This is a genomic window from Bacillus sp. FSL R5-0397 (assembly GCF_038593395.1).
GTDB lineage: Bacteria > Bacillota > Bacilli > Bacillales > Bacillaceae > Bacillus > Bacillus altitudinis.
This window is the reverse complement of sequence record NZ_CP151992.1, coordinates 1412247-1436778: the sequence shown is the minus strand read 5'-3', so window position 1 is coordinate 1436778 and position 24532 is coordinate 1412247. Positions and strand designations below refer to the sequence as shown.

Genomic DNA, 24532 nt, shown 5'->3' with positions numbered 1-24532 from the left:
AATTCATAGTTTACCACGAAACCTATGGATCAGAAAATGCTTTTACGTGACAAATACATCCCACGTCTCTCTTTTCTGCTTATATTCAGGGTGACGAGAATTTAGCACAACGGTCATTTTATGCTTTCCTTTTGAAAGGTGCTTGACCACAAACGCCGCAGTATACTCATTGCCTGCCCGTTTCCCGTCTACATACACTGTAAAATATCCCGCCTTCTTATCCTTTTTCAAGGGTGAAGGTTCAAGGTGAAAATCTTGAAGTGTACTTTCTATATACACAACAGATCCCTGCACTTTGTATTTTAAAAAGCCTTGCTGCTTCATTTCACTTTGCGTCTGTTGCATGACTGGTACTGCTGGTTCTTGCCTAGTTACTTGCTCTTGATCATGTTGACTTTGACATCCGGTGAGAAGAAAAAGCAATGCGCATATTGACAGCATCCATTTCATGTTCTGATTCTCCTTTCGTCTACTTTCATAGGATGCTCATGAAATAGACATCTTAATCAACTCAAAAAAAGCCTCACCCGGCTCCATTTTGATTGCGCATTGCTTGGAACATCTGGATCATCATTTCAGCCATTTGGACACTATTGCTCAACTGGCTCACACGATGAGGAATGGTTTTTTCGTAAAAGTTCATTTTATCTAATTCAAACGAAGTGACATTTTCAGGATGCCGCGTTAACTGTCTATACCAGAGTGGGCGCTGCCTGATGAATTTGATTCGATCCTCTTCGGCCATGACAAACTCTTGTACTTCTCTCCGCACCAAAAGCATCCCCTTTCAATTAATCTTTCCTGAAGGAGAATGGGTGCTGGCTGCCTCCAGATGAACCCTTCTTTGAGCCATTTGATGAAAATTGACCGAGTAAGCTTTGTAAAGAGGAAATAGACTGGCTCATTTTATTAATTTGTTCATTCATTTGATCAGCGTCCATTTTTTTCACTGCAGAAACCATTTTAGACATAAAATCTGCTTTTCCCGGTTCACTTTGCTTAGCGGCTTTTTCTTCTTTTGCTTCTTCCGTTTGTGTTTGCCGGTAAGGAGACCACATGTCATCTTCCTCACCAAACATGACCCAATTCTCGTATAAACTTTGCCAGCTTTTTTCTTGCGTCTGCACTTCTTGAATTAATTTCGGATGGCGTCTGACGAACTGTTTAAATTCATCAATGGATGTTTGCTTTTGCTTATTTGTCATATCCTCACCCCCCATACAAATGCCTACTATACTATATACATCTGGGTCTATTTTGGTGAGCCCTTTTCATAAAAAAACAGCCGCCATCTGTGCGCAGCTGTTTAGAGGATTAAGACGTTTTCTTAATGAAGTTTTGTGTATAATACTTTTCTTTCACACCAACGCCAAGGTGCGTGTAATCTTGATTTAACAATGCCTTCCGGTGACCTTCGCTATTCAGCCAGCCTTCTACAGCTGCAGGGCCATCAACATAATTATACGCAATGTTTTCCCCCGCAAGCTGAAATGCGACCTCGCCTCTTTCTAACCGGTCTTTCAGCGTGCCATATTTTTTAGATTCATGGGAGAAATAATGATGATCCTTCATGTCCTCACTATGCATGAATGCCACTTCAGAGGTTTCATCGTCCCACTTTAAGGTCGGCAGTTTGTACTTATGGCGGATAATATTGGTCATATCAAAAATTTGTTTTTGACTCGACGCTTCAATATCCTTCCACTTTTCGCCTGATATCGCCTCAGGTTCAATTAATTGACCTCGATAAACGACTTCATACGGCTTTTGTTTGACAAATGTATCTGCATTAAAGGCTCGAATGCTCGAAAGAGTGCTTTCAAACTTATCCATGTAGAGCTGGACATACACATCATCTCCCACTTTCACCGTCGGCCTGGTATTCATATCATCTTCTGAGAATTCAAAGCGATATGAATTTCCCTCGTCCTCTACATGAATGTAAGGAGCGATTTGTGTTTTTTTAAATACTTCACTTGTGGCTTGACCGATTTTAAACGGCTCAACATTCAGCCCATCCCCTGTCGCAAACAAGGTCACCACTTTACTGTCCTTTACCCCTACTTGAATATAGTGCTTCTTCGATTGATTGTATATCCACCAGTCATAATCATATGCGGAAGGATCAATGCGATCTGGTTCCCCTAGCTGTTTAAGCACTTCGTTTGAAGACTTCCCCATAAAGGACATGAGACCTTTTTTCGGAATGTTGATCGGCTTATCGCTAGATGTTTCTTCATTAGACACCTTCGGCTCATTGCTGTTTTCTTTTTCTGGTGAAGATCCATATTGAATAAACAGAACGTACGTTCCAGATATAATCAGGAGGATGAAGAGTGTTTTCAGCACAGTTTTCAAATAAACACCTCCGTTAAATTGGCAAGGTACAAAAAGTACCTTCTACTGTCATTTAAACAAAACTTGCTCCATTTATCAACGACAATACAGCCTATTTAACACGAATTTAAAATATGCCCCTCCTAATGAAGAAATCCTTGGCCATGATCCTGGTCTTGTTGAGAGATTTCCGTCAGGGCATCACCTGCACGATCGTTTGATAAATCTTCAACTGATAAATCCCCAAGGGCTACGATTCCTGTGAGTGCCCCGTTTTTGACAACCGGGATACGGCGGAGCTGATGTTCTGACATCAACCTGACAATTTCTTCTAGGGTTGCATCTTCTTCAGCTGTCAAAACTTCCTTCGTCATGATGGCACCAACCTCTTGTGAGTTCGGCTTTTTCTCAGCAATACCTCTAAGTACAAGGTCGCGGTCTGTGACAATACCAACAAGCTGATCTCCGTCGACTACCGGAATGGCACCAATGTCAGCATCTTTCATTTTGACTGCCGCTTCATACGCATTGTCGTCCTTTTGCAACGTCACTACTTTTTTCGTCATGATATCTTTGATTTTTTTCGTTTTCACGTTGATTCCTCCATCCGTTATTTTCTTTATTACTGTAACCAGCTTATAAAAGAACATACCCTTCACAGTTGAAAGTTTAACGCTTTCATACTATGATTGTCAGTAAAGGGAATTTTTATAAGGAGGGGTTTTGGGTGAAGTTTGAAGGTACGGGGATTGAAAAGGTATCAGCTGACTTAAATAAATTGGATTTCATTATGGAAAGTGAAGGATTTGTACGAGCCGATCAATGGGATTATGAGCGTGTGACGTACGACAGGAAGTATAACATGGTAGAGGGGACGTTTTACTTACGGATCTCTGGCTACGCCACTGAGGGAGATGTCGGCTCCAAAAAAGCCCACATCCAGCTGCTGACACCTTTACTTGGAAAACACTATTATCCGCATGGTGTTGAATATGGAGAAGGCGAAGATTTCCCTAAATCTCTTATTCAATCCAGCAAAAAAACACTGAACCAATTGAAAGAAAAACTAGAAGCGATCACTGCTGAAGCATAAAAAGCACAGCCCCTGCGGCTGTGCTTTTCATTTATTCATATTTCGGAATGAGCGCATCTGGTACGGCATCTTTCGCTCTTTCTTTTCTCGCCCAGTCAAAGAAGACAACAGCAAGAATGGATCCGTATACAATCTCTTGAATGATTTTCATCAAAATAGCACCTAGCTGCTGATCTTCTAGCAGCGGCAATGTATGAAACATGTCAGGTCCCGTAAGCGCAAGACCTGCAAGCATATCACTCGGTACGCATAGGTGCAGTGCTTGTATCCATGCGCCGGCATCTGAATAAGTGGCATAGATAGGCGCTTCACTAAACATAATGAGTGCGCAGGCAGGTGTCATTAAAATCCCATCTGCCATAATATATCCAAGCTTTAAAATGCCTGTAATCTGCGGCTGACTTTGCACTTTATGGACAAGCGGCCACCACATGAAAAAGGCAGCGATAAAAATGACAACCGTCATCAATGCGTGATAAAACGGATCTGTTTTGACAAAATCGAACACAAGCGGAATATGATACAGCGAAAACAACCCGTTAAATCCGAGTAAGGCAATCAACGGCTTAGAAAACAAGCGGAAAATCGGCTGAATACCCCGTGTTTGAATGATCCGCTCCCAAATCGCCGCAGGTAAACCTGTAATAAGAAGGGGCGGGATGACCAAATAGAGCACTGCCATTTGCGCCATATGCGCACTGAACATAATATGCCCCATTAAATCAATCGGGCTCCCCTTCACTGCATAAAGCAACACAAGCCCCGTGAGAAACAGCGTTTTCTCTTTCACCGTCGCACGGTGCTTACCCTTCGTCACGAGAAGCAGATAAAAAGCGGCTGCTGCTACAATACATGTCAAATAGTAAGGACTCCATAATGCACGAAATCCAAATATCTCTAAGTTTTCCATTGCTGCGCCTCCTTCAAGGGCAAAGCGAGCTTACCACCAAATAATGGTCAAAAAGGCTAAAACGGTAATAAACGCGACAAACACACCTGAGTAAAGAAACAACGCGGGTGTTTCATGCCCTTTTTGGTTCATGTGCATAAAATAATAAAGCTGAAAAGCGACCTGAATCACTGCAAGCAGTAAAATAAAAGGGACAGCGAACCAATTTCCGACGTCTTCAGAGGCGATTGTTAAAAAGGCAACAAACGTTAAACCAATCATCAAGCCGAAAGAAATGAGCTGATGCTTCATTTCTTCGGCATTTTTCTTTTTCCGATAGACAAGATCGACTTTGGACTGATTTGTGTTTTTATTTCCCATTCTTATCCCACCATTCCCATTAAATATACAACGGTAAAGATGAAGACCCACACAACATCAATGAAGTGCCAATAAAGGCTTGCCACATAATATTTTGGTGCATTGTATAAATCGAGTCCGCGTCTCATATTCCGAATCATCAGAGCGGTGATCCAGCAAAGTCCAAATGCGACGTGAGCCCCGTGTGTTCCAACAAGCGTATAGAAGGAAGAGCCAAGTGCAGAGCTCGTAATGGTAAATTCATACGCATGCACATAATGATAAAACTCATAAATTTCTACCCCTAAAAATCCAGCACCTAAAAGAACGGTTACACCTAACCAAAGCTGCATTTTTTTAAAGGCAAAGTTTTTCATATGATACATAGCATACACACTCGTTAAACTGCTCGTTAACAGAAGCATTGTGGCAATAAAGACAAGTGTGAGGTCAAACATTTCAGTTGTTGTTGCACCGCCTGCATTTGAATTTTTCAGCGCCAAATAAGTGGCAAACAAAGATGCAAACAGGACCGTTTCTCCCCCAAGAAACAACCAGAACCCGACGAACTTATTCTTTCCTTCTAACGTGGCTTTCTCAGGAGAAGCCGGAAAGGTTTCCGCTGTCATTTTTTGTGGTTCCATTATGCTTTCACCCCTTTGTCATCGTCATCCGTCAAATCTTCTTTGTGAATATGGTATCCATGATCATCTTTAAGAGAGCGAACGAGCATGGTCGCAAACGTGATGCCAAGACCAATGAAGATCACCGGTAGACCCCAGCTGTGTTCTTGACGATACATAAAACCAAACGCTGACACAAATAGACCGAATGAGATAATGATAGGCAAGATGGAATTATTCGGCATGTGAATATCATCGAGCGGTTCAGATGCTGTCATTCCTTTTTTGCCATCCATTTTCTCAATCCATAATGGATCAAGTCCCCGTACAAGAGGCAGCTGCTTAAAGTTATATTCTGGCGGAGGTGAAGATACTGCCCATTCAAGCGTTCTTCCATCTCCCCAAGGATCGCCCGATACACGCTCCCCTTTTGCTGTCGTCCAGATGATATTAATCAGCATGATGACAACTGCTACAAACATGAACAGTGCCCCAATCGTACTCACCAAGTTCCCAAGGTCTAGACCCTGACCTGGCAAGAATGTAAAGACTCGGCGCGGCATGCCCCAAAGACCGAGAAAATGCTGGATAAAGAACGTTAAATGGAAACCGACGAAAAACAGCACAAAGCCAATTTTCCCAAGCTTCTCATTCAGTATTTTCCCAAACATCTTCGGCCACCAATAATGCACACCTGCTAAAATACCGAAGACCACACCACCGATAATGACATAGTGGAAATGCGCCACAACGAAGTACGTGTCATGGAACTGATAATCCGCTGCTGCTGCTGCAAGCATGACGCCGGTTACACCGCCAAGTAAGAATGACGGAATGAACGCAACTGAATATAGCATCGGCGTTGTAAACTTCACATTACCGCCCCATATGGTGAGCAACCAGTTAAATACTTTAATTCCAGTTGGCACCGCAATCGCCATTGTGGCAACGGCAAAGATCGCATTGGCAATTGGACCAAGTCCTGTTGTGAACATGTGATGCGCCCACACCATGAATCCAAGGAAACCAATTAATACAGTCGCAAACACCATGGACGAATAACCAAACAATCTTTTTCTTGCAAACACTGGAATGATCTCAGAGAAAATCCCAAATGCCGGCAAAATCAAGATATAAACTTCTGGGTGTCCAAAAATCCAGAACAAATGCTCCCAGATGATTGTATTTCCTCCGAGCTCTGGATTAAAAAAGCTCGTATCAAACATTCGATCAAGCATCAGCATCGCAAGCCCTGCTGTCAGCGGCGGGAATGCGAATAAAATTAGTGCAGATGCCACAAACGTCGTCCAGGTAAAGAGCGGCATTCTCATATACGTCATACCTGGCGCTCTCATATTAATAATCGTTGCAAGAAAGTTGATTCCGGCAATTAGCGTACCAATACCCGCTATCTGCAACCCTAAAATATAGAAATCCATGCCGTGCCCTTCTGAATTCAGCGTGAGCGACGCATAGGCAGTCCAGCCTGCATCAGGTGCTCCGCCCATAAACCATCCAAGGTTTAAGAAAATACCTCCGAAAAAGAACAGCCAAAAACCAAGTGAATTCACAAATGGAAACGCTACGTCACGTGCACCAATTTGAATGGGTACAACCGCATTCATTAATGCAAATAAAAGCGGCATTGCTGCAAGGAAAATCATCGTTGTTCCATGCATCGTCATGACTTCATTGTAAAACCCTGCACTCACAAAATCATTTTCAGGGATGGCTAGCTGAATACGGATAATCATCGCTTCCAGGCCACCAATTAAAAAGAAAAATCCCCCTGCCACTAAATATAGTATGGCAATTTTTTTGTGGTCAACCGTCGTTAAGTAATCCCATAAGACAGCGCCAAACCCCCGCTTTTTAGCTATTGTACTCACCATGAAATCCCCCTCTTATCTCCCATTTGCCCCTTTTCATATCAATGTCTATCTTCACGTTCTAAAAACAGACTATATCTGACAGATGACTTATTCTTGGATGTAGAGACTTATTCGGGAGCTCTTAACAAAAACTTCACATAGATCGTATACCCTTTTGAATGTGCGCAACTTCAAGCTGCTCAAGGCATTTACTGTATTTTAAGACCTTTTAAATACTCGTAGAGTGCATCTGCTTCTGAGTCATTTAGTTTAGGGTACGTCCCTGTCATCTTATTACCTGGTTTAAAGCTCTCTGGATCTTTCAGCCATGCTTTGACATTTTCTTTATTCATGTCTTTAATTCCAGCTACTTTTGTCCGCTCTCCGAAGGTTGCAAGGTTTGGTGCAGTCCTTGCCGCCTCTGGCCGTTCATCTCCAGGCTCTACCGCATGACAGCTTAAACAGTTTTTCTCTTTAAAGAGTTTTTCACCCTCAAGGGCTAGATCTGACGTAGATGCAGGCTTCTTATAATCTGTCATCTTTTTCGTCCAGCCTAAAAACTCATCTTGAGAAAGCGTTTTAACTTTAAAGTCCATTAAAGCATGTGATGGACCGCAAAGCTCTGCACATTTCCCATAGAAATATTCTCCAGCATCTTTCGTTCGTTTTGAGTCAAATGTTAAATAAAACTTGTTCTCGTTGTCTGTATTTGTATCAATTTTACCCCCAGCTGATGGAATCCAGAATGAGTGTTTCACATCAGATGCTTTCAGCTTAAAATAAACCTTTTGATCAGTTGGAACAATCAATTCCTGACTTGTCACAATCCCATAATCAGGGTATTCAAATTCCCACCAATATAAGCTGGCTCTTACATTCACTACAAGTGTCTTTTCAGGATCTCGTTTTTTCTTATCCATGGCGCTTGTATCCCCTAGCTCAAGCGTGTATGCCACAACAGGTACAACGAGAATAATGAGTAGAAGTATCGGAATCGCTGTCCACGTAATTTCGAGGTTACGGTTCCCTTCTACCTGTTTAGGAATCGTATCTTCTCCCACTTTAGAACGTTTGAATTTAATGATGACGTAAAAGAAAATGATCGATACAACAATAACGACAAGAACCATAATAAGTGTACTCAGTACCGTTAGGAAAAACTGTTTATCTGCTACTTCCCCAACTGGCTTGAGTGTTGATAAGTATGGTTCACCGCAGCCCGCCAAAACGAGCGTCAGTAAGAGAAACAGTGAATAAACACGCCATTTTCTTATCATAATTTGTCCCAACCCCTTTTGCTTGATCTCCTTTGCCTTTCGCTTTTACCTCTTATTTATAAAATCACCTTTCACCCATCCATAACCCCCGCCTCTTATAAAAGCACTTACATTTCCTCTTTTCATAAAAAAATGATGTTTTTACTCAAAATACCATCTATGTATAAACAGAAAGCCGCCTAAATAGAACTGAATATCAGGCGGCTTTCATAGTTGTAAGAAAATGTTGTGTTATAAGATATAGCCATTGTTTTGATGTGATCAAAGTGTATTTCACTCTAGAATAGTGTAATAATAATCATCGCAACGAAAAAGATCGTTAAGTAGTTTAATGAATAAACGAACATGAGTGTTGACCACTTCATGATATCTTTCATTTTAAAGCCCATAAGACCAATGACGAGCCATCCAATGTTCAGCAATGTGCCAAGTGCGACAATCGGCCATCCTAATCCACCTAAGAAAAATGGAAGCGGAAGAAGACATGCTGTCCAAATGATGATTTGGCGTTTTGTGACTTCAAAGCCGTAAACAACTGGCAGCATTGGAATACCTGCTTTGCGGTAATCTTCCGTTTTCTTAATCGCAAGTGATAAGAAATGCGGAATTTGCCAGATGAACATAATCATAAACAGGACCCAAGCCGTTGTGTCGATGGTGCCTGTAACAGCTGTCCAGCCAATTAATGGCGGAACCGCACCAGATACACTCCCAATGACTGTATTAATGGTGTAATGACGTTTAGACCACATCGTGTATAGAACTGCATAAGTAAACACACCGATAAATCCAATCACTGCTGATGTAACAGTTGTCATCAGAAGCATAATCAGTCCAAGTACAACAAGCAGAATACCAAATGCATACGCTTGACCCGGCTGAACTTTACCTGTCACCGTCGGTCTTGTTTTTGTTCTTTCCATTAGTATATCAATATCACGGTCAAACGCATTATTAATGGCGCATGAACCGGCAATAATAAGAGAAGAACCAATCATTGTTAACAGCACAATATCAAGATTCCCAAGAAAACTCATACCTGTAAAATAAAAAGCAAGCCACATTCCAGTAAATGTTGTAATGAAATTGGAATTGACGATGCCCATTTTAATAAGAGCAAGAAAATCTTTTAAAGCGGTTGTTTCTTCTATTTGTCCATGAATAGCTGCTTCCGCGGCTGTTTTGGAATTTGCCAATGTGTATAACCTCCCTTGCCCAAACCTTCAAACGAACGAATAAAACGTAAAATCGTTACAACTCTATCATACAAGATAAAGAGCTGTAAAAAAACATCCTATTAAATAATAAACGACAAACTTGAAGTTATTTGTGAACTTTTCGTGAATTTATTAGGATGTGCGTTTCAGAAGGCGGTGCAAAATGAAATATTCTCTCCTCTATTTCTATCAGACTGTCAAAGAAAGATCAAGCACTCTAAATCTGTAAACTTTGTGAACTAACATATCATTTTTTTGTGAACTTTGGTCATTATGAATTGCAACAGAACACGCATTTGGCTTAAACTTGAGAGCATGTGAGGTTTTCATTTAGATCAGAAGTTATTTAGAGAAGGTGAAATCATTTGATGAAATTTGCTTTAAGGTTATTGAGCGTTGTCACAACATTTGTGATGCTGATCGTTCTGATTGGCGGTGCGCTTGTGACGAAAACTGGCTCCGGTCTTGGCTGCGGCAGACAATGGCCCCTTTGCCACGGTCGTTTCTTTCCAGAAATGAACCCTGCTTCCATTATCGAATGGAGCCACCGCATGTCAACAGGAGTTTCCACCATTCTTGTATTGGCACTGGCGGTCTTATGCTGGAAAAAAATCAGTCCAGTATTCCGTGAAACCAAATTTTTGGTCATCATGTCCATTATATTCTTACTGCTTCAAGCGCTGTTAGGGGCACTCGCCGTTGTGTTTGGTTCTAACGCACTTGTCATGGCACTGCACTTCGGTATTTCACTGATTTCTTTTGCTTCCGTTTTACTGCTGGCACTGCTTGTGTTTGAAGCCACCAGATCTGAAACAAAGCTTGTGAAGCCGCTTCATATCGGCAAAAGAATGCAGTTCCATATTTATGGGTTGATCACATATACGTATATTGTGGTGTATACGGGCGCCTATGTGAGACATACAAAATCAAGTCTTGCATGCTCTGTCTTCCCATTTTGTTCAAAAGACGGCGCACTTCCAGCGTATTTTAATCAATGGGTTCAAATGTCTCACCGAGCAGCAGCCCTTCTTTTATTCGTTTGGATATTTGTTGCGATGTTCCATGCCCTTAAACATTATAAAGAACAAAAGCAGCTGTATTATGGATGGATCATTTCAGCCATTCTGATTACACTTCAAGCGATCTCTGGTGTCATGTCTGTTTATTCTCAGCTCGCACTCGGTTATGCGCTTGCTCATTCATTCTTTATTTCTTGTTTGTTTGGGGTACTATGCTACTTCTGCTTACTCATTGCCCGGTTTAAATATGAAAATAGAGAGCCTTTCAGATAAACATACAATCCCCCTTTCATCCGAAAAGGGGGATTTCTTTTATGTTTGTTTCGCTTCTTCGAATAGCGAAATGGCCTTTTTTCGTCTTTCTTGATGATCGACTGTAGGCAGAGGATATGTATCCCCCAGCACACATCCCGATTTCATTTGCTCATCTATCGGCATTTTACTCGGTTCATGAATCCATTTTTCATTCACATGCTTTAGTTCTGGTACATACCTTCTAATATATTCTCCGCTTGGGTCAAATCGTTTCGACTGGGTCGTTGGGTTAAAAATACGGAAGTAAGGAACAGCATCCGTTCCGACAGAGGCTGCCCACTGAAATCCTCCAATATTCGAAGCCTCATCATAGTCGACAAGTTTTCTCGCAAAATACGCTTCGCCCATTCTCCAATCGATGAAGTAATCTTTTGTCAGGAATGAAGCCGTCACCATTCTCAAACGGTTATGCATCCAGCCTTCTTCATTTAACTGTCTCATCCCAGCGTCAACGAGCGGGAAGCCTGTTTGTCCTTTACACCAAGCTTCAAAAAGTCTCTCATCATCATTCCATTTTATATGTTGAAAGGAGGCGTTGATTTCTTTTTCTTTCATCTCTGGATAATGCGCAAAGATCATATGATAAAAATCACGCCACGCCAGCTCTTTCATAAATGTTTCCTTGCCCTCATCTTCAAAAAGTTCTTCCTCATTGACCGCATGAAAGATTGTGCGAATAGAAATGGTCCCGGTTTTTAAGAACCGAGACAGCTTGCTCGTCCCAAAAACAGACGGAATATCTCGTTTCTCATGATAATGCGTCAATCTTTCTTGAATAAAGCCGCCTAGCGTGCTCATCGCTTTGTCTGATCCAATCTGATCGAATTTCCTTGTACATTTCTTGATGATGTCCCTTAGTTTCGCATCTCCCTTTTCAGAAAGTGACTCATCACAAATCGTATGCTCACTGCTCAGAAATGATTTGTCAACTTTTATCACAGACTGCTTCTCCTGCTTCCGCCACGCTTGGTAGTATGGAGTAAACACTTGATAATGAGAACCATCCGCTTTTAAAATATCTCTCGCCCCATGCAGATGCGTATCTTGCCACTTTGACACATGAATGCCCTTTTCTTCTAAGAAACGGGTCACTTGCTCATCACGTGTTCGACCATTTCCTACTTCGTCCTCATTAAAAAAGACCGCATTGATGTCATAAGCATCCATGAGCTTTTGAAAAGCGGACAAAATATCATCATGAATGAGATGAACATACATGTGAGATTCTCTCGCTTCCTTGACGAAATTGGCCAAGTTTTGAAAGAAATGTTCGTTGTTCAAATCCAGTTCCATTTCTGTAAAAAACGGATCTAGATGATAAAAAGCAAATAATCGGTACTGATGTTTTTTTGCATATGTAATCGCTTTTGATAAGGCGATATGATCATCCAATCGCATATCTCGGCGAAACCAAATCACGACAATTTCCACTCTTTCTTCACCTCATTCTATAGTGTAATCACTCTAGCGGGCGGCTGCACATTTTAATGTGCTCAACAAAAAGACACATCGCAGTAGATGTGTCTTGGATTGTTGACAAAGGGCTAAAATGCTCTTTATTTTAGCCCTTTGTCTTCTTTTCAGCGTGATAGAAAGCCCTTGAAGTCTAGGAAGAACGAGTACTGGAGCGGAGCGAATTTGACATTCGTGAGCACCAGCACGCAGGACTGACAAAGAATGCAAGGGTTTGTCTATACGCTGAGACACATCGCAGTGGATGTGTCTCACTCATTATTCAGGCTTTAAGACAATCAACAGATCTCCAGTTTGAATCCCTTCTCCATTCGTGACATGAATTTCATCCACGACTGCCGAGAACGGTGCTTGTACCGTCGTTTCCATTTTCATCGCTTCATTGATCATCAAATGCTCACCTTGAGAAATTTTCTGTCCTTTTTCAACAAGTACTTTGATCACAGTGCCTGGCATCGATGCCGCAATGTGATTTGGATTTGAGCGATCTGCCTTCATTTTTTCTTGAACGGAGGATTTGATGCTTTCATCCTTAATGACCACTTCACGCGGCTGTCCATTCAGTTCAAAGTAAAGCACTCTTGTAGCGTCCGGATTCGGTTCTCCAATGGACACGAGTTTGACAATGAGGGTTTTCCCTTTTTCAATTTCTACCTCAATTTCTTCACCAAGTCTCATCCCGTAGAAGAAGGTTGGTGTGTCAAGAACAGAGATGTCTCCATAGCTTTCTGCTGTTTGAACAAATTCAGAAAAGACTTTCGGGTATAAAGCATATGCAATGGCATCTTGTTCTGTCAACGTCAGATCATGTGATTCTTTGAACTGCTTTTTGATTTCTTCAAAGTCCACAGGCTTCAGTTTCTCACCCGGTCTGACAGTAAGCGGCTCCTCCCCTTTTAAAATCAGCTTTTGCAATTTTTCTGGGAATCCGCCATGAGGCTGTCCTAAATAGCCTTTAAACAATTCAACAACCGAATCTGGGAAATCCAGTGTTGCTCCTTTTTCATAGACATCCTCTTCTGTCAGATCGTTTTGCACCATATAAAGTGCCATATCTCCGACCACTTTAGAAGACGGTGTTACCTTCACGATATCACCAAACATGTCATTTACACGTCTGTACATTTCTTTTACTTCATTCCAGCGTTCGCCAAGGCCGACACCTTTCGCCTGCTGCTGCAGGTTACTATACTGACCGCCAGGCATTTCATGCTCATAAATTTCTGTATGCGGTGAATTCATTCCGCTTTCAAACTCATGGTAATATTTTCTGACGGAATCCCAATATTGAGAAAGACGTTCAACCGCTTGAACATTCATTTCTGGCTTTCTTTCATGTCCGTCTAAAGCATAATATAATGAGCTCGCACTTGGTTGTGATGTGAGCCCCGCCATAGAGCTGACTGCAACATCAACAATATCAACACCTGCATCAATCGCTCTTGCATAGGTGAAGAGTCCATTTCCACTCGTATCGTGTGTATGAAGATGGATTGGAATCGTGAGCTCGTCTTTTAGAGCCGATACAAGCTCATAAGCCGCTTGCGGTTTTAATAATCCCGCCATATCTTTAATGCCTAAAATATGAGCGCCTGCGGATTCAAGCTCCTTCGCAAGAGAGACATAATATTTCAAATCATATTTCGGACGTGATGGATCAAGAATATCACCTGTATAACAAATCGCTGCCTCTGCCACTTTGCCGGATTCACGAACAGAATCAATGGCAAGCGTCATACCTTTGACCCAGTTTAGACTGTCGAAAATACGGAAAACGTCAATGCCTGCCTCTGCCGATTCCTTTACAAATGCTTTAATCACATTATCCGCATAGTTTGTATATCCGACAGCGTTTGATGATCTTAATAGCATTTGGAACAAAGTGTTTGGCACTTCTTGACGAAGCTCTTTCAATCTTTCCCAAGGATCTTCTTTCAAGAAACGATATGCCACATCAAATGTAGCACCGCCCCACATTTCCATACTGAATAACTCTGGCCATAAGCCTGCTGTTGGCTGCGCAACTTTCTTTAAGTCGTGCGTTCTAAAGCGTGTTGCAAGCAGGGATTGATGTGCGTCTCTAAAGGTTGTATCCGTTAAGAGTACACCGCTTTGTTCTTTCACCCAATTGGCGAGTCCCTCAGGTCCATGCTTGTCTAACAATTGTTTTGTTCCAGAAGGAATCGTTTCATGGACAGCAAGTTTCGGCACATTTGGTTGATCAAAATGAGGCTTCTTATTTTCCGAAATACCAGGGAACCCATTAATGGTAACGTTACCAATATAAGTAAGCATTTTCGTTCCGCGGTCTTTTTGCTTAGGGAAGTTAAATAGCTCAGGTGTTGAATCAATAAACGATGTATCATATTCCCCTCTTAGAAACTTCTCGTGCTTTGCGACGTTTTCAAGAAACGGGATATTTGTTTTAATGCCGCGAATCCTGAATTCTTGTAAATTTCGGACCATTTTAGCCGCAGCTTGATCAAATGTAAGTGCCCAAGTTGACAGCTTGACCAACAGTGAATCGTAATAAGGTGTAATCACCGCACCTTGGAAGCTGTTCCCTGTATCAAGACGTACACCAAAACCACCGCCTGAACGGTAAGCCATGATTTTTCCTGTATCTGGCATAAAATCATTCAAAGGATCTTCTGTTGTGACCCTTGATTGAATGGCAAATCCATGTGTAAAGATATCTTCTTGTTTTGGTATCCCGACTTCTCTGCTGTGGAGGTCATGTCCTTTTGCGACAAGAATTTGGGTTTGGACGATATCGACACCTGTGATCATTTCTGTGATCGTGTGTTCCACCTGGACCCTAGGATTGACTTCAATAAAATAAAACTCGCCATTTGCCACTAGGAATTCTACAGTCCCTGCATTGATATACGATACATTCTGGGCCAGCTGAACAGCCGCTTCACAGATGTCTTCACGCAATTGATCTGAAAGGGACACACTTGGTGCAACCTCAATGACTTTTTGATGACGCCTTTGAACAGAGCAGTCACGCTCGTATAAATGAATGATATTGCCGTGATTGTCTCCAATCACCTGCACTTCAATATGTTTCGGATTTTCAATCAGCTTTTCAACGTATACTTCGTCATTTCCAAAAGCCGCTTTCGCCTCTGACTTTGCACGGTCATAGGCTTCGCTCAGCTCCTCTTTTGATCTGACAATCCGCATACCTCGGCCGCCGCCTCCAAGTGAAGCTTTAATAATAAACGGGTAACCGTATTCTTCACCGAATTTTTCGACTTCTTTGACCGAATCAACTGGCCCGTCACTTCCTGGAATGACTGGAATCCCAGCTTTTTTCGCTTCATCTCTCGCTTTTACTTTATCTCCAAACATATCTAAATGTTGAGAAGTTGGGCCGATGAATTGGATGCCTTCCTCTTCGCATCGTCTTGCAAAATGAATGTTTTCAGATAAAAATCCGTATCCTGGATGAATCGCATCCACGTCATTTCGTTTTGCAATTTCGATGATCCCCTCAATATCAAGGTAGGCATCAATCGGCTTTTTCCCTTCTCCAACTAGATATGCTTCATCGGCTTTATAGCGATGATAAGAGCCCGAGTCTTCTTTGGAGTAAATGGCCACTGTACGTAAGTTGAGCTCCGTACAGGCCCTAAAGACTCTGATAGCGATTTCCCCTCTGTTTGCAACTAGAACCTTTTGAATTGTTCTCTGTGACATTCTCACTCCTCCATATCCCTTAAAATTTTATATGTACTCTATAATAAAGGAAGAAATGAAAACTGTACACTTTTGTTTTCTAAAGATTCAAAGTTTTCTGCAATCCATTTTTTTGAAGCGATGGTTTGCTGATTGATTTTTTCTTTTTATAACGCTCTTTATATTCAGTGAACATGCTGATATTCAGCAATATTCCCATACATCCACTCAGTAAAATGATAGAGGATCCCCCGTAGCTGATAAACGGAAGTGTGACCCCAGTAATCGGAATGAGACCTGAAACACCGCCCAAATTAATACACGTTTGGATGGCAATCATTGAAGAAATTCCTATTGCAAGCAAACTTCCAAACGGATCTTCACACTTTCTCGCAATATAAAAACCTTTCACGACAATAAAGCCAAGGAGAGCAAGGACAAAAAATACACCGAAAAAACCAAGCTCTTCCGAGATAATTGCCATGATAAAATCTGTATGCGGTTCTGGAAGGTATCCATACTTTTGTACACTCTCTCCAAGACCAAGCCCAAAAAAGCCGCCTGACCCAATCGCATAATATGAATTAATCAATTGATGCCCAGAAGCGCCTGCGTCTTTAAATGGATCTTGGAAACTCTCAAAACGTCCAAGACGATTCTGCGTGAAAATTTTATCCCAAAAAAGAATAATAAACGGTGTCACAACAACCATCACCGCACTAAATAAAGCGAGCAGCTTGGCCAGCGTTTTACCGCTAAACCCTGAGCATAAAATCATCGCAAGGGCAATCATACCAATGATAAAAGCTGTCCCATAGTCTGGCTGCAAAATAATAAATCCGCATAGGATGGAGACAACCACAATTGGAGGTGTAACCCCTCTTAAAATATGGTCAATATAATGCTGCTTCTTTGCATAGACAGCAGCAAGATAAATGATGACAACGATCTTCACGAATTCCGCTGGCTGAAGACTAAAAGGCCCAAATTTGATCCAGCTTCTAGCATTCCCTGCAATGTGACCGCCAAAGTACACATAAATGAGAGAAAACACAGATAGCAAAAGCATCACAATTTGGAATCTTTTATTTAAGAGCAGCTGATACGGAATGAGGGCTGTAAAAATCAAGATGACCGCCCCGACAATCATAAATAAAAGCTGTTTCTTGAAAAAATTATCTGGCGCAGCATCATATCTGATCACAGATGTAATCATACTTGAGCTATACACCATCACCAAGCCGAATGCGCTAATTAATATAATGGCGAACAATAATGAGTAGTCATACGATTTTAGCATTCTCTTTAACATATAATCCTCTTCCTAACGTCTATTTCTACTGCTTGATATTCTCTTCTCTTAGCTGTTCTTATTCTACTACATTTTCTCCGTTTGATCCCGTTTTACCTCTTTATATTGTTCGTCTTTCATGAGACAATCAAGTCCGTTTGGCATCAATCAAAATAAAAAGGCGGACAAAAAAACTCAAACTTATGTTGTAGAAGTTTGAGTTTTCAATCATTATTTTTTTGTGAACGCATCATGAAGTGCGGACAGTTCTCTCTCAAGTTTATCGAGTAGTTTTTTGCCTTCATGTTGATCAACTAATCCAAGCCGGACAGCGAAATCAATTTCTCTCGATAATCCGAACATTTGAGTATCTAAAACCTCTTCATAAAGAGGACATTGCGGCATCGTTAAGTTGTCCATTTGCACTTGGATCAATTTTAAAATTTTATCTGCATCCAATTTTAATAAAGCCAGTGCTTTTTGCCGATGATCGACTAAAATTTCTGACGCCAAAAGTATCCCTCCGTTCCCCAGGCGAGTACCTAATTCTTCTATTTATCATAAAGCGAAACGCCCAAAATTGCAAGCAGATTTGTACAGTTCGCTCTGTAAAAATAAAAAGAAGCCATTCGTCATTAAAAGATACTCATCTCATATTTTTCACTCATGAGTTCAAGCAGCTTAATACCCGCAATACTATTCCCTTTTTCATCCAAAGCAGGCCCAAATATACCTATCCCAAAGTCGTATGGCGCCGCCCCCATAATTCCGCCTGAAACACCACTTTTAGCAGGGATTCCGATATTGATTGCAAATTCCCCGCTCGCATTGTACATACCGCATGTGACCATAAACGTTTTACAAATTCTAGCAACATCTTTCGAAAGGATTTGCTTTCCTGTCTCTGGATGCCTGCCATCTAATGAAAAAACACACGCGATCTTCGCCAAATCCAGGCTATTCATCATGACGGCGCACTGCTTCGTATAGACATCCATCACCTCTTCTACATTCCCTTTAATGATATGATATTGCTTCATATAATAGCACATTGCGCGGTTAATCATTGATGTTTCAAATTCGGATGCAGCGGTTTCTTTGCAATATGTAATGGTGGTGTCATTGGCAAGCTCTCTAATAAAACCAAGCAGACGGTTCAACTGATCTTGCGGCGTTGCCCCTCTTATTAAACTTGTAACGGCAAGCGCTCCTGCATTAATCATTGGGTTAAGCGGCTTATTGGGGCTTGCAGTCTCTAGTTTAATCATCGAATTAAACGGGTCGCCAGTCGGTTCTTGTCCAACATATTGAAACACTTTTTTCGGTCCTTCTTCTGAGAGCACGAGCGCTAGTGCTAACACTTTTGAAATACTTTGCAGGGTGAATCGTTTATCAACATCTCCCGCTGAGTGGCACGTATTACTCACATGATAAACAGCGACAGATAAATCCGATTGATCCGCTTTACCGAGTGCCGGAATATAGGATGCTACCTTTCCATTTTTGGCCACCTTTTTTGCCTCTTCTACAAATCGCTGAAGCTCTTCATTGTCACGACATGCCATGCCCAAAATCCTCCCTATTTTTCGTCTAATCGTAGTGTGTACAAGGAGGTGCATGTTTATGAAAGTGACAAAGCGGGCGAAAACTTCTATAATTTATGTTGGAAAGGGGTTGTCTTGAACATGAGTATTATTCAAATCAAGGGGAACGTACAATACAAGATCACCATTGATCCGAGTGTATGGATTTTTGATGACCGTAAATTTTTAATGGATTCATTTTTTGAGAAAAGTGCAGCAAACGAAGAGCAGCAGCTAGATCAGGAACTCGATCAAGAGCGGGTCATAAGAGAAGGTCAAACACTTCCACCCACATTAAAAACAGAGAAAAAGTACGAAAAAGAAAGGCTTGTCACAGGCAGCTTCGGGATGAAACTTGGCGACATGATAAAAAATGCAGAACCGCTCGAACAAGCGGAGACGTGTGAATTTGTCACAGAAACAGAAACAATTGCTGTTCCGCTCTCTAAGGCGATGGATAGCATTGCCCATTTCAGCCAAAATGGAAAGCCTATAACAGAAGAAGGACCAATCCACGTTTATTTCGAGGATCAGTCCAACATCACTCAGCCGATTAAAAGCGTCAAAGAGTTAATCATTACATAAGATGACGGGTCTGGACTATAATAAATCAGCTGCAAGCTGTGCAAGTCCAGACCTTTCTCCTTTGACAAGCTTGACATGTCCAGATATTTGCTGCCCTTTGAAACGCTCAATGACATATGTGAGCCCATTATTTAAGCTGTCTAAATAAGGGTGATCAATCTGCTCTGGGTCTCCCATGAGCACAATTTTACTTCCCTCACCAACCCGCGTTAATAATGTTTTTACTTCGTGTTTTGTTAAATTTTGCGCCTCATCGATAATGATAAATTGATCTGGGATACTTCTCCCGCGAATATATGTTAAAGCTTCCACTTGAATTGAACCGATGCCCGCTAGTATCGCATCGAGTTCACCAGGTTTTTTTGTGTTAAATAAAAATTCTAGGTTGTCATAGATCGGCTGCATCCACGGTCTGAGCTTCTCTTCTTTTTCGCCTGGCAAATACCCTAAGTCCTTACCGACAGGAACAATGGAGCGGGCCACGATGAGCTTTTTAAACATGCCGAGGTCCTCTGTCTGCATTAATCCAGCAGCAAGTGCAAGCAGTGTCTTTCCTGTTCCCGCTTTTCCGATAAGTGTCACAAGCGGAATATCGCGGCGTAAAAGTAACTCAAGCGCCATCGTTTGCTGGACATTTTTTGGGCGAATTCCCCAAATATGTTCTTGGTCATAAATAAGCCGTTTCACATGCTCTGCTTTTTGATCAAGCATCCCCAAAGCAGAACCACCTTCATTTCCCTTCATAATGATAAATTGATGAGGATTTAATGGCGCCTGGGTGACGTCTTTTATCGGTAACTGATTTTGCTTATAAAATGTATTCAGCTGCTCAGTCGGAATATAGAGCTCGTGATAGCCGTTATCAATGTCTTCATTTTGTAGCACTCGATCGCTTAAGAAATCCTCTGCTTGCAGACCAATGGCATCCGCCTTTACTCGCACTAGGACATCTTTGCTGACCAAAATAACAGGCCGGCCATCCGGTTTTGTTTCTTCCTCTAAGCTCAAATTCTTCGCAACAGCCAAAATCCGGTTATCGTTTGTTTTTTCGATGAAAATTTCTTGAAGTTCATGGAAAGAGCGATGATTCAGCTCAATACGCAGCGTTCCTTTTGACTCCAGCGTAATTTTTTCATGCAGTTTCCCTTTCGATCTCAACCCGTCGATTAAACGTGAGACACGTCGTGCATTTTGCCCAACCTCGTCCATATATCTTTTTTTCGAGTCTACTTCTTCTAACACTACGGCCGGAATCACGACCTCGTTGTCTTCAAATGAAAAGATTGAATTCGGATCCTGTAATAACACATTTGTGTCTAATACATAAATTTTACTCAGGTCCTTCGCCTCCTGATCGGGGTTTCATTCATCCTTGTCTTTCCAAAAACGATTGTTAAAATATATGTTTTCATGAATAAAGTTAGAAGGTTAATTCAACAATAAAATAAATCATGCAGTTTGTGAAGGAGGGAATACACATGCGACTATTTTTGACGTTATTCATGGTTCAAACCATTCTTTTATTAGGCGCTTGCCAGCATCAAGAAAAGCCTTTGGCACAAGAACATCAAGACGGAAACAAGCATTTAGTAAGAGTATCAGACTCATCCAAGAAAAACACTGACAAAGCCCGCCCATCAACAGATGTGGCAAAGCACCTAGTGAATGTGACTGAGCATGTAGCAGATGTAAATGATGCAACAGCGATCGTCATCGGCAAGTATGCTGTCGTCGGCATTGATGTAAAAGATGATTTAGATAGAAGCAAAGTTGAAACCATTAAATATTCAGTCGCCAAAGCGCTAAAAAATGACCCAGAAGGTGCGAATGCTGTTGTCGTCGCTGACCCTGATACAGTAAGCCGTTTAAAGGAAATGGGCAAAGAAATACAAGCTGGCAGGCCAGTAAGCGGAATTATGGACGAATTAGCAGCCATTGTGGGCCGTGTTATGCCAGAAATGCCTCGAAATGAAATCGACCGCAACGAAACAGATCCGACGAATGATCCGAATCATCAGCTCAAACAACAAGATCAAAAGCAATTAGAAAAAAACCAAAATGATCAATCAAACCATCATATGAATCAGAAGAAATAAAGAGAACGGCTTATATCTCTTGTGATATAAGCATCAGATTGTTGACAAAGGGCTAAAATGAACTTTATTTTGGCTCTTTGTCTTCTTTTCAGCGTGATAGAAAACCTTTGCAGCCCTAGGAAGGACGAGCATCGGCGCGGAGCGAATTTGACATTCGTGAGCACCGAAGCGCAGGACTGACACCGAATGCGAGGGTTTGTCTACACGCTGCGGCTTATATCTCTTGTGATATAAGCCTTTTTATACTGATTTTAAGTGGTTCAAAAAACATGCTATAATGAAGGCATGACCAAAGTGAGGTGAAAATGATGAGAGTGAAGTGCTCATTATGTGAAAAGCTTGAAACCATTAATGATGATACACTTGTTGCTAAACGGTTAAGAAATCGACCGATTCATACATATATGTGCGATGACTGCCAAGAAAGAATTAAAGTAAAGACAGAGGCACGCATCAAAACTGGCAGATTCTCTCTTTATCAAGATCCTGCGACGAAAGAGAAAAAGAAGAAAAAAGGAAAAAAAGAACAGAAGACATAAAAAAGACCTGACACAAGTTCAGGTCTTTTTTATGTACTTACTGTTCCTTCTTTTTTCGCACGATGCAGTCGTATTTTATAAATAATCAAAATGACAGCTGCCACAACCAGGCCTTCTGCGACTGGCAAGAAGATACCTAGAAATGTGAGAAACGTGCAACCAAAAATCAAAAACAAATAAATGACAAGTGCTTTTAAAATCGGTAAACGTCTAGCAAATCCGAGTTTAAAAACAATAATCGCTAAAACAAGGATGGTGCCATATAAGAGCCACATCCCTGTTTGCGGATTTTCATCGACACGAAACAGCATCGCGAAAAAGGATAGATTCTCACTTACTTCCTGATCATTCAAAAAGATTCCCTCCCCTTATCTTTCAGGGTTCTATCTTTTTAATTCTTCATGGAATTAAGATAATCCTGCTAGCTTTTTCTTCTTCGCAGCTTTCTCACGTTCGTTTTTATCTAAAATTTTCTTTCTTAAACGGATCGATTCCGGTGTAACCTCACAGTATTCGTCTTCATTTAAGTACTCAAGAGATTCCTCAAGTGACATAATACGTGGTTTTTTCATACTAACCGTTTGATCTTTTGTCGCTGAACGTACGTTTGTTTGCTGTTTCATACGGCTCACGTTGACAACAAGATCGTTTTCACGGTTATGCTCACCAACAATCATTCCTTGGTATACTTCAACACCCGGCTCAACGAAAATCACACCGCGCTCTTCAACGCCTTGGATTCCGTAAGCAGTTGCTTTACCTGTTTCCATTGAAACAAGTACACCTTGACGGCGTCCACCAACTTGACCAGACTGCATCGGCTGGTAGCTGTCAAATGTATGGTTCAAAATACCAAAACCACGAGTTAATGAAAGAAATTCAGTTGTATATCCGATTAAACCACGTGATGGCACTGTAAAGATCAGGCGAACTTGACCGTTACCATTATTGATCATGTCAATCATTTCACCTTTTCTTGCACCCATTGATTCCATAACAGAGCCAGTATGCTCTTCAGGTACATCAATTTGAACACGCTCTACAGGCTCACATCGAACACCATCTACTTCTTTTACAATAACTTCTGGCTTCGATACTTGCAGTTCAAATCCTTCACGTCTCATATTCTCAATCAGAATGGATAAGTGAAGCTCACCGCGTCCTGATACGACCCAAGCATCAGGTGAATCCGTTGGATCTACACGAAGACTTACGTCTGTTTGAAGCTGCTGTTCTAAACGCTCTTCAATTTTACGTGATGTCACGTACTTTCCTTCACGTCCTGCAAATGGGCTGTTATTCACAACAAATGTCATTTGAAGTGTCGGCTCATCGATACGAAGGATCGGCAATGCCTCTTGGTGTTCTACCGGGCAGACTGTTTCACCTACGTTGATGTCTTCCATACCAGATACTGCGACAAGATCTCCAGCTTTCGCTTCATTGATTTCCACTCGTTTTAACCCTTGGAAACCAAAAATCTTCGTCACGCGGAATTGTTTTACACTGCCATCCACTTTCATTAGAGCAACTTGCTGTCCTACTTGCATCGTTCCTCTAAATACACGGCCAATTCCAATTCTTCCAACATAATCATTGTAATCAAGTAGTGCCACTTGGAATTGAAGCGGCTCTTCATGGTTGTCGACTGGGCATGGGATATGGTTGACAATCGCTTCAAACAACGATTCCATGTTTTCATCTTGCTTACTAGCATCGTTACTTGCTGTACCATTGATTGCTGATGCATACACAACTGGGAATTCAAGCTGTTCTTCTGTTGCATCCAATTCAATGAACAAGTCAATGACTTCATCGACTACTTCAGCTGGACGAGCAAAGTCACGGTCAATTTTATTGACAACAACAATTGGTGTTAAGTTTTGCTCAAGTGCTTTTTTTAGCACGAATCGTGTTTGAGGCATACAACCTTCATATGCATCCACAACGAGAAGTACACCATCTACCATTTTCATGATACGCTCAACTTCACCACCGAAATCGGCGTGTCCTGGTGTATCTAAAATATTAATGCGTGTATCTTTATAATGGATCGCAGTATTTTTAGCTAAGATCGTAATACCGCGCTCTCGCTCTAAATCATTTGAATCCATGGCTCTCTCAGCGATATTTTCATTCGCACGGAAAGTACCAGCTTGATGGAGCAATTGGTCAACAAGCGTCGTTTTACCATGGTCAACGTGGGCAATAATTGCGATGTTGCGAAGGTCTTTTCGAAGTTTCACATTTTCATCTCCTAAAATAATTAGATAACTTTCA

Annotated in this window: 24 protein-coding genes; 5 read left to right on the top strand and 19 right to left on the bottom strand. The window is 41.5% G+C overall.

The features are described from left to right. Positions 1-42 precede the first annotated feature (42 nt). The 5 genes from NSQ70_RS07270 to NSQ70_RS07250 form a co-directional block, all read right to left on the bottom strand. Positions 43-450 (bottom strand): hypothetical protein, encoded by a 408-nt coding sequence (locus tag NSQ70_RS07270; protein ID WP_007499810.1) that lies wholly within the window; start codon positions 448-450, stop codon positions 43-45. Positions 451-523: 73 nt separating this feature from the next. Next, a complete protein-coding gene (locus NSQ70_RS07265) occupies positions 524-772 on the bottom strand; it encodes a YlbE-like family protein (RefSeq protein WP_017359376.1) in 249 nt (82 codons plus the stop codon). A 19-nt stretch (positions 773-791) separates the two neighbouring features. Continuing rightward, positions 792-1205: a YlbD family protein gene (locus NSQ70_RS07260; RefSeq protein ID WP_024720298.1), complete on the bottom strand. Its 414-nt coding sequence runs from the start codon at positions 1203-1205 to the stop codon at positions 792-794. Positions 1206-1314: 109 nt separating this feature from the next. After that, positions 1315-2358 (bottom strand): CAP domain-containing protein, encoded by a 1044-nt coding sequence (locus NSQ70_RS07255; protein ID WP_008345031.1) that lies wholly within the window; start codon positions 2356-2358, stop codon positions 1315-1317. 122 nt (positions 2359-2480) lie between these two features. After that, positions 2481-2903, bottom strand: coding sequence for a CBS domain-containing protein (locus NSQ70_RS07250; protein WP_034646433.1), 423 nt, complete (start codon positions 2901-2903; stop codon positions 2481-2483). Between the two features lie 161 nt (positions 2904-3064). Between NSQ70_RS07250 and NSQ70_RS07245 the strand changes: the two genes are divergently transcribed. Next, positions 3065-3430 carry a YugN family protein gene (locus tag NSQ70_RS07245; protein WP_008345035.1) on the top strand — a complete coding sequence of 122 codons (366 nt, stop codon included), beginning with the start codon at positions 3065-3067 and terminating at the stop codon, positions 3428-3430. A 31-nt stretch (positions 3431-3461) separates the two neighbouring features. Here the strand turns inward: NSQ70_RS07245 and ctaG are convergent, their stop codons facing one another. The 6 genes from ctaG to cyoE form a co-directional block, all read right to left on the bottom strand. Beyond that, positions 3462-4340: a cytochrome c oxidase assembly factor CtaG gene (ctaG, locus tag NSQ70_RS07240; RefSeq protein ID WP_017367183.1), complete on the bottom strand. Its 879-nt coding sequence runs from the start codon at positions 4338-4340 to the stop codon at positions 3462-3464. A gap of 30 nt (positions 4341-4370) precedes the next feature. Next, entirely contained in the window at positions 4371-4700 is a 330-nt protein-coding gene (gene ctaF, locus NSQ70_RS07235; protein ID WP_003211520.1) for a cytochrome c oxidase subunit IVB, read from the bottom strand. 2 nt (positions 4701-4702) lie between these two features. Beyond that, the gene (gene ctaE, locus NSQ70_RS07230; protein ID WP_089374148.1) at positions 4703-5326 is read right to left on the bottom strand and encodes a cytochrome c oxidase subunit III; all 624 of its coding nucleotides are present in this window, start codon (positions 5324-5326) and stop codon (positions 4703-4705) included. Continuing rightward, positions 5323-7194, bottom strand: a complete 1872-nt coding sequence (gene ctaD, locus NSQ70_RS07225; protein ID WP_007499823.1) for a cytochrome c oxidase subunit I — start codon at positions 7192-7194, stop codon at positions 5323-5325. Before ctaD ends, ctaE begins: the two co-directional genes overlap by 4 nt. Before the next feature lie 188 nt (positions 7195-7382). Continuing rightward, a complete protein-coding gene (gene coxB, locus NSQ70_RS07220; protein ID WP_039168612.1) occupies positions 7383-8450 on the bottom strand; it encodes a cytochrome c oxidase subunit II in 1068 nt (355 codons plus the stop codon). A gap of 278 nt (positions 8451-8728) precedes the next feature. Further along, positions 8729-9646, bottom strand: coding sequence for a heme o synthase (gene cyoE / locus NSQ70_RS07215; RefSeq protein WP_024720296.1), 918 nt, complete (start codon positions 9644-9646; stop codon positions 8729-8731). Between the two features lie 389 nt (positions 9647-10035). Between cyoE and NSQ70_RS07210 the strand changes: the two genes are divergently transcribed. Then, positions 10036-10959: a heme A synthase gene (locus NSQ70_RS07210; protein WP_024720295.1), complete on the top strand. Its 924-nt coding sequence runs from the start codon at positions 10036-10038 to the stop codon at positions 10957-10959. Between the two features lie 39 nt (positions 10960-10998). On the opposite strand, the gene NSQ70_RS07205 is transcribed toward NSQ70_RS07210, so the two are convergent. The 5 genes from NSQ70_RS07205 to glsA all read right to left on the bottom strand — a co-directional run bounded on the left by NSQ70_RS07205 (position 10999) and on the right by glsA (position 19014). Next, positions 10999-12432, bottom strand: a complete 1434-nt coding sequence (locus NSQ70_RS07205; RefSeq protein ID WP_342502524.1) for a deoxyribodipyrimidine photo-lyase — start codon at positions 12430-12432, stop codon at positions 10999-11001. Positions 12433-12732: 300 nt separating this feature from the next. Further along, positions 12733-16179, bottom strand: a complete 3447-nt coding sequence (gene pyc, locus NSQ70_RS07200; RefSeq protein ID WP_342502523.1) for a pyruvate carboxylase — start codon at positions 16177-16179, stop codon at positions 12733-12735. 79 nt (positions 16180-16258) lie between these two features. After that, complete coding sequence (gene ftsW, locus NSQ70_RS07195) at positions 16259-17470, bottom strand: putative lipid II flippase FtsW (protein WP_326241511.1); 1212 nt, start codon at positions 17468-17470, stop codon at positions 16259-16261. 210 nt (positions 17471-17680) lie between these two features. Continuing rightward, positions 17681-17962 (bottom strand): YlaN family protein, encoded by a 282-nt coding sequence (locus tag NSQ70_RS07190; RefSeq protein WP_003212509.1) that lies wholly within the window; start codon positions 17960-17962, stop codon positions 17681-17683. A gap of 122 nt (positions 17963-18084) precedes the next feature. Beyond that, positions 18085-19014, bottom strand: coding sequence for a glutaminase A (glsA, locus tag NSQ70_RS07185; protein ID WP_019743436.1), 930 nt, complete (start codon positions 19012-19014; stop codon positions 18085-18087). 120 nt (positions 19015-19134) lie between these two features. Here glsA and NSQ70_RS07180 point away from each other — a divergent pair, with 120 nt between their 5' ends. Beyond that, positions 19135-19617, top strand: a complete 483-nt coding sequence (locus NSQ70_RS07180; RefSeq protein WP_159159603.1) for a peptidyl-prolyl cis-trans isomerase — start codon at positions 19135-19137, stop codon at positions 19615-19617. Positions 19618-19632: 15 nt separating this feature from the next. On the opposite strand, the gene NSQ70_RS07175 is transcribed toward NSQ70_RS07180, so the two are convergent. Further along, positions 19633-20955 (bottom strand): PhoH family protein, encoded by a 1323-nt coding sequence (locus NSQ70_RS07175; protein ID WP_039168623.1) that lies wholly within the window; start codon positions 20953-20955, stop codon positions 19633-19635. 140 nt (positions 20956-21095) lie between these two features. Here NSQ70_RS07175 and NSQ70_RS07170 point away from each other — a divergent pair, with 140 nt between their 5' ends. Both NSQ70_RS07170 and NSQ70_RS07165 read left to right on the top strand, forming a co-directional pair. Beyond that, positions 21096-21713, top strand: coding sequence for a YhcN/YlaJ family sporulation lipoprotein (locus NSQ70_RS07170; protein ID WP_008345059.1), 618 nt, complete (start codon positions 21096-21098; stop codon positions 21711-21713). Positions 21714-22021: 308 nt separating this feature from the next. Then, positions 22022-22252: a YlaI family protein gene (locus tag NSQ70_RS07165; protein WP_008345063.1), complete on the top strand. Its 231-nt coding sequence runs from the start codon at positions 22022-22024 to the stop codon at positions 22250-22252. A gap of 29 nt (positions 22253-22281) precedes the next feature. Here NSQ70_RS07165 and NSQ70_RS07160 read toward each other — a convergent pair whose 3' ends face one another. After that, positions 22282-22605 (bottom strand): YlaH-like family protein, encoded by a 324-nt coding sequence (locus NSQ70_RS07160; RefSeq protein WP_007499841.1) that lies wholly within the window; start codon positions 22603-22605, stop codon positions 22282-22284. 54 nt (positions 22606-22659) lie between these two features. Beyond that, complete coding sequence (typA, locus tag NSQ70_RS07155) at positions 22660-24498, bottom strand: translational GTPase TypA (protein ID WP_008345068.1); 1839 nt, start codon at positions 24496-24498, stop codon at positions 22660-22662. Positions 24499-24532: the final 34 nt, after the last annotated feature.

Coding starts and splice junctions, on each gene's coding strand:
- NSQ70_RS07165 (WP_008345063.1), top strand. CDS start 22,022: ATGAGAGTGAAGTGCTCATTATGTGAAAAGCTTGAAACCATTAATGAT.
- NSQ70_RS07260 (WP_024720298.1), bottom strand. CDS start 1,205: ATGACAAATAAGCAAAAGCAAACATCCATTGATGAATTTAAACAGTTC.
- NSQ70_RS07210 (WP_024720295.1), top strand. CDS start 10,036: ATGAAATTTGCTTTAAGGTTATTGAGCGTTGTCACAACATTTGTGATG.
- ctaG (WP_017367183.1), bottom strand. CDS start 4,340: ATGGAAAACTTAGAGATATTTGGATTTCGTGCATTATGGAGTCCTTAC.
- pyc (WP_342502523.1), bottom strand. CDS start 16,179: ATGTCACAGAGAACAATTCAAAAGGTTCTAGTTGCAAACAGAGGGGAA.
- NSQ70_RS07270 (WP_007499810.1), bottom strand. CDS start 450: ATGAAATGGATGCTGTCAATATGCGCATTGCTTTTTCTTCTCACCGGA.
- NSQ70_RS07180 (WP_159159603.1), top strand. CDS start 19,135: ATGAGTATTATTCAAATCAAGGGGAACGTACAATACAAGATCACCATT.
- NSQ70_RS07170 (WP_008345059.1), top strand. CDS start 21,096: ATGCGACTATTTTTGACGTTATTCATGGTTCAAACCATTCTTTTATTA.
- ctaF (WP_003211520.1), bottom strand. CDS start 4,700: ATGGGAAATAAAAACACAAATCAGTCCAAAGTCGATCTTGTCTATCGG.
- ftsW (WP_326241511.1), bottom strand. CDS start 17,470: ATGTTAAAGAGAATGCTAAAATCGTATGACTACTCATTATTGTTCGCC.
- ctaD (WP_007499823.1), bottom strand. CDS start 7,194: ATGGTGAGTACAATAGCTAAAAAGCGGGGGTTTGGCGCTGTCTTATGG.
- coxB (WP_039168612.1), bottom strand. CDS start 8,450: ATGATAAGAAAATGGCGTGTTTATTCACTGTTTCTCTTACTGACGCTC.
- NSQ70_RS07250 (WP_034646433.1), bottom strand. CDS start 2,903: ATGACGAAAAAAGTAGTGACGTTGCAAAAGGACGACAATGCGTATGAA.
- glsA (WP_019743436.1), bottom strand. CDS start 19,014: ATGGCATGTCGTGACAATGAAGAGCTTCAGCGATTTGTAGAAGAGGCA.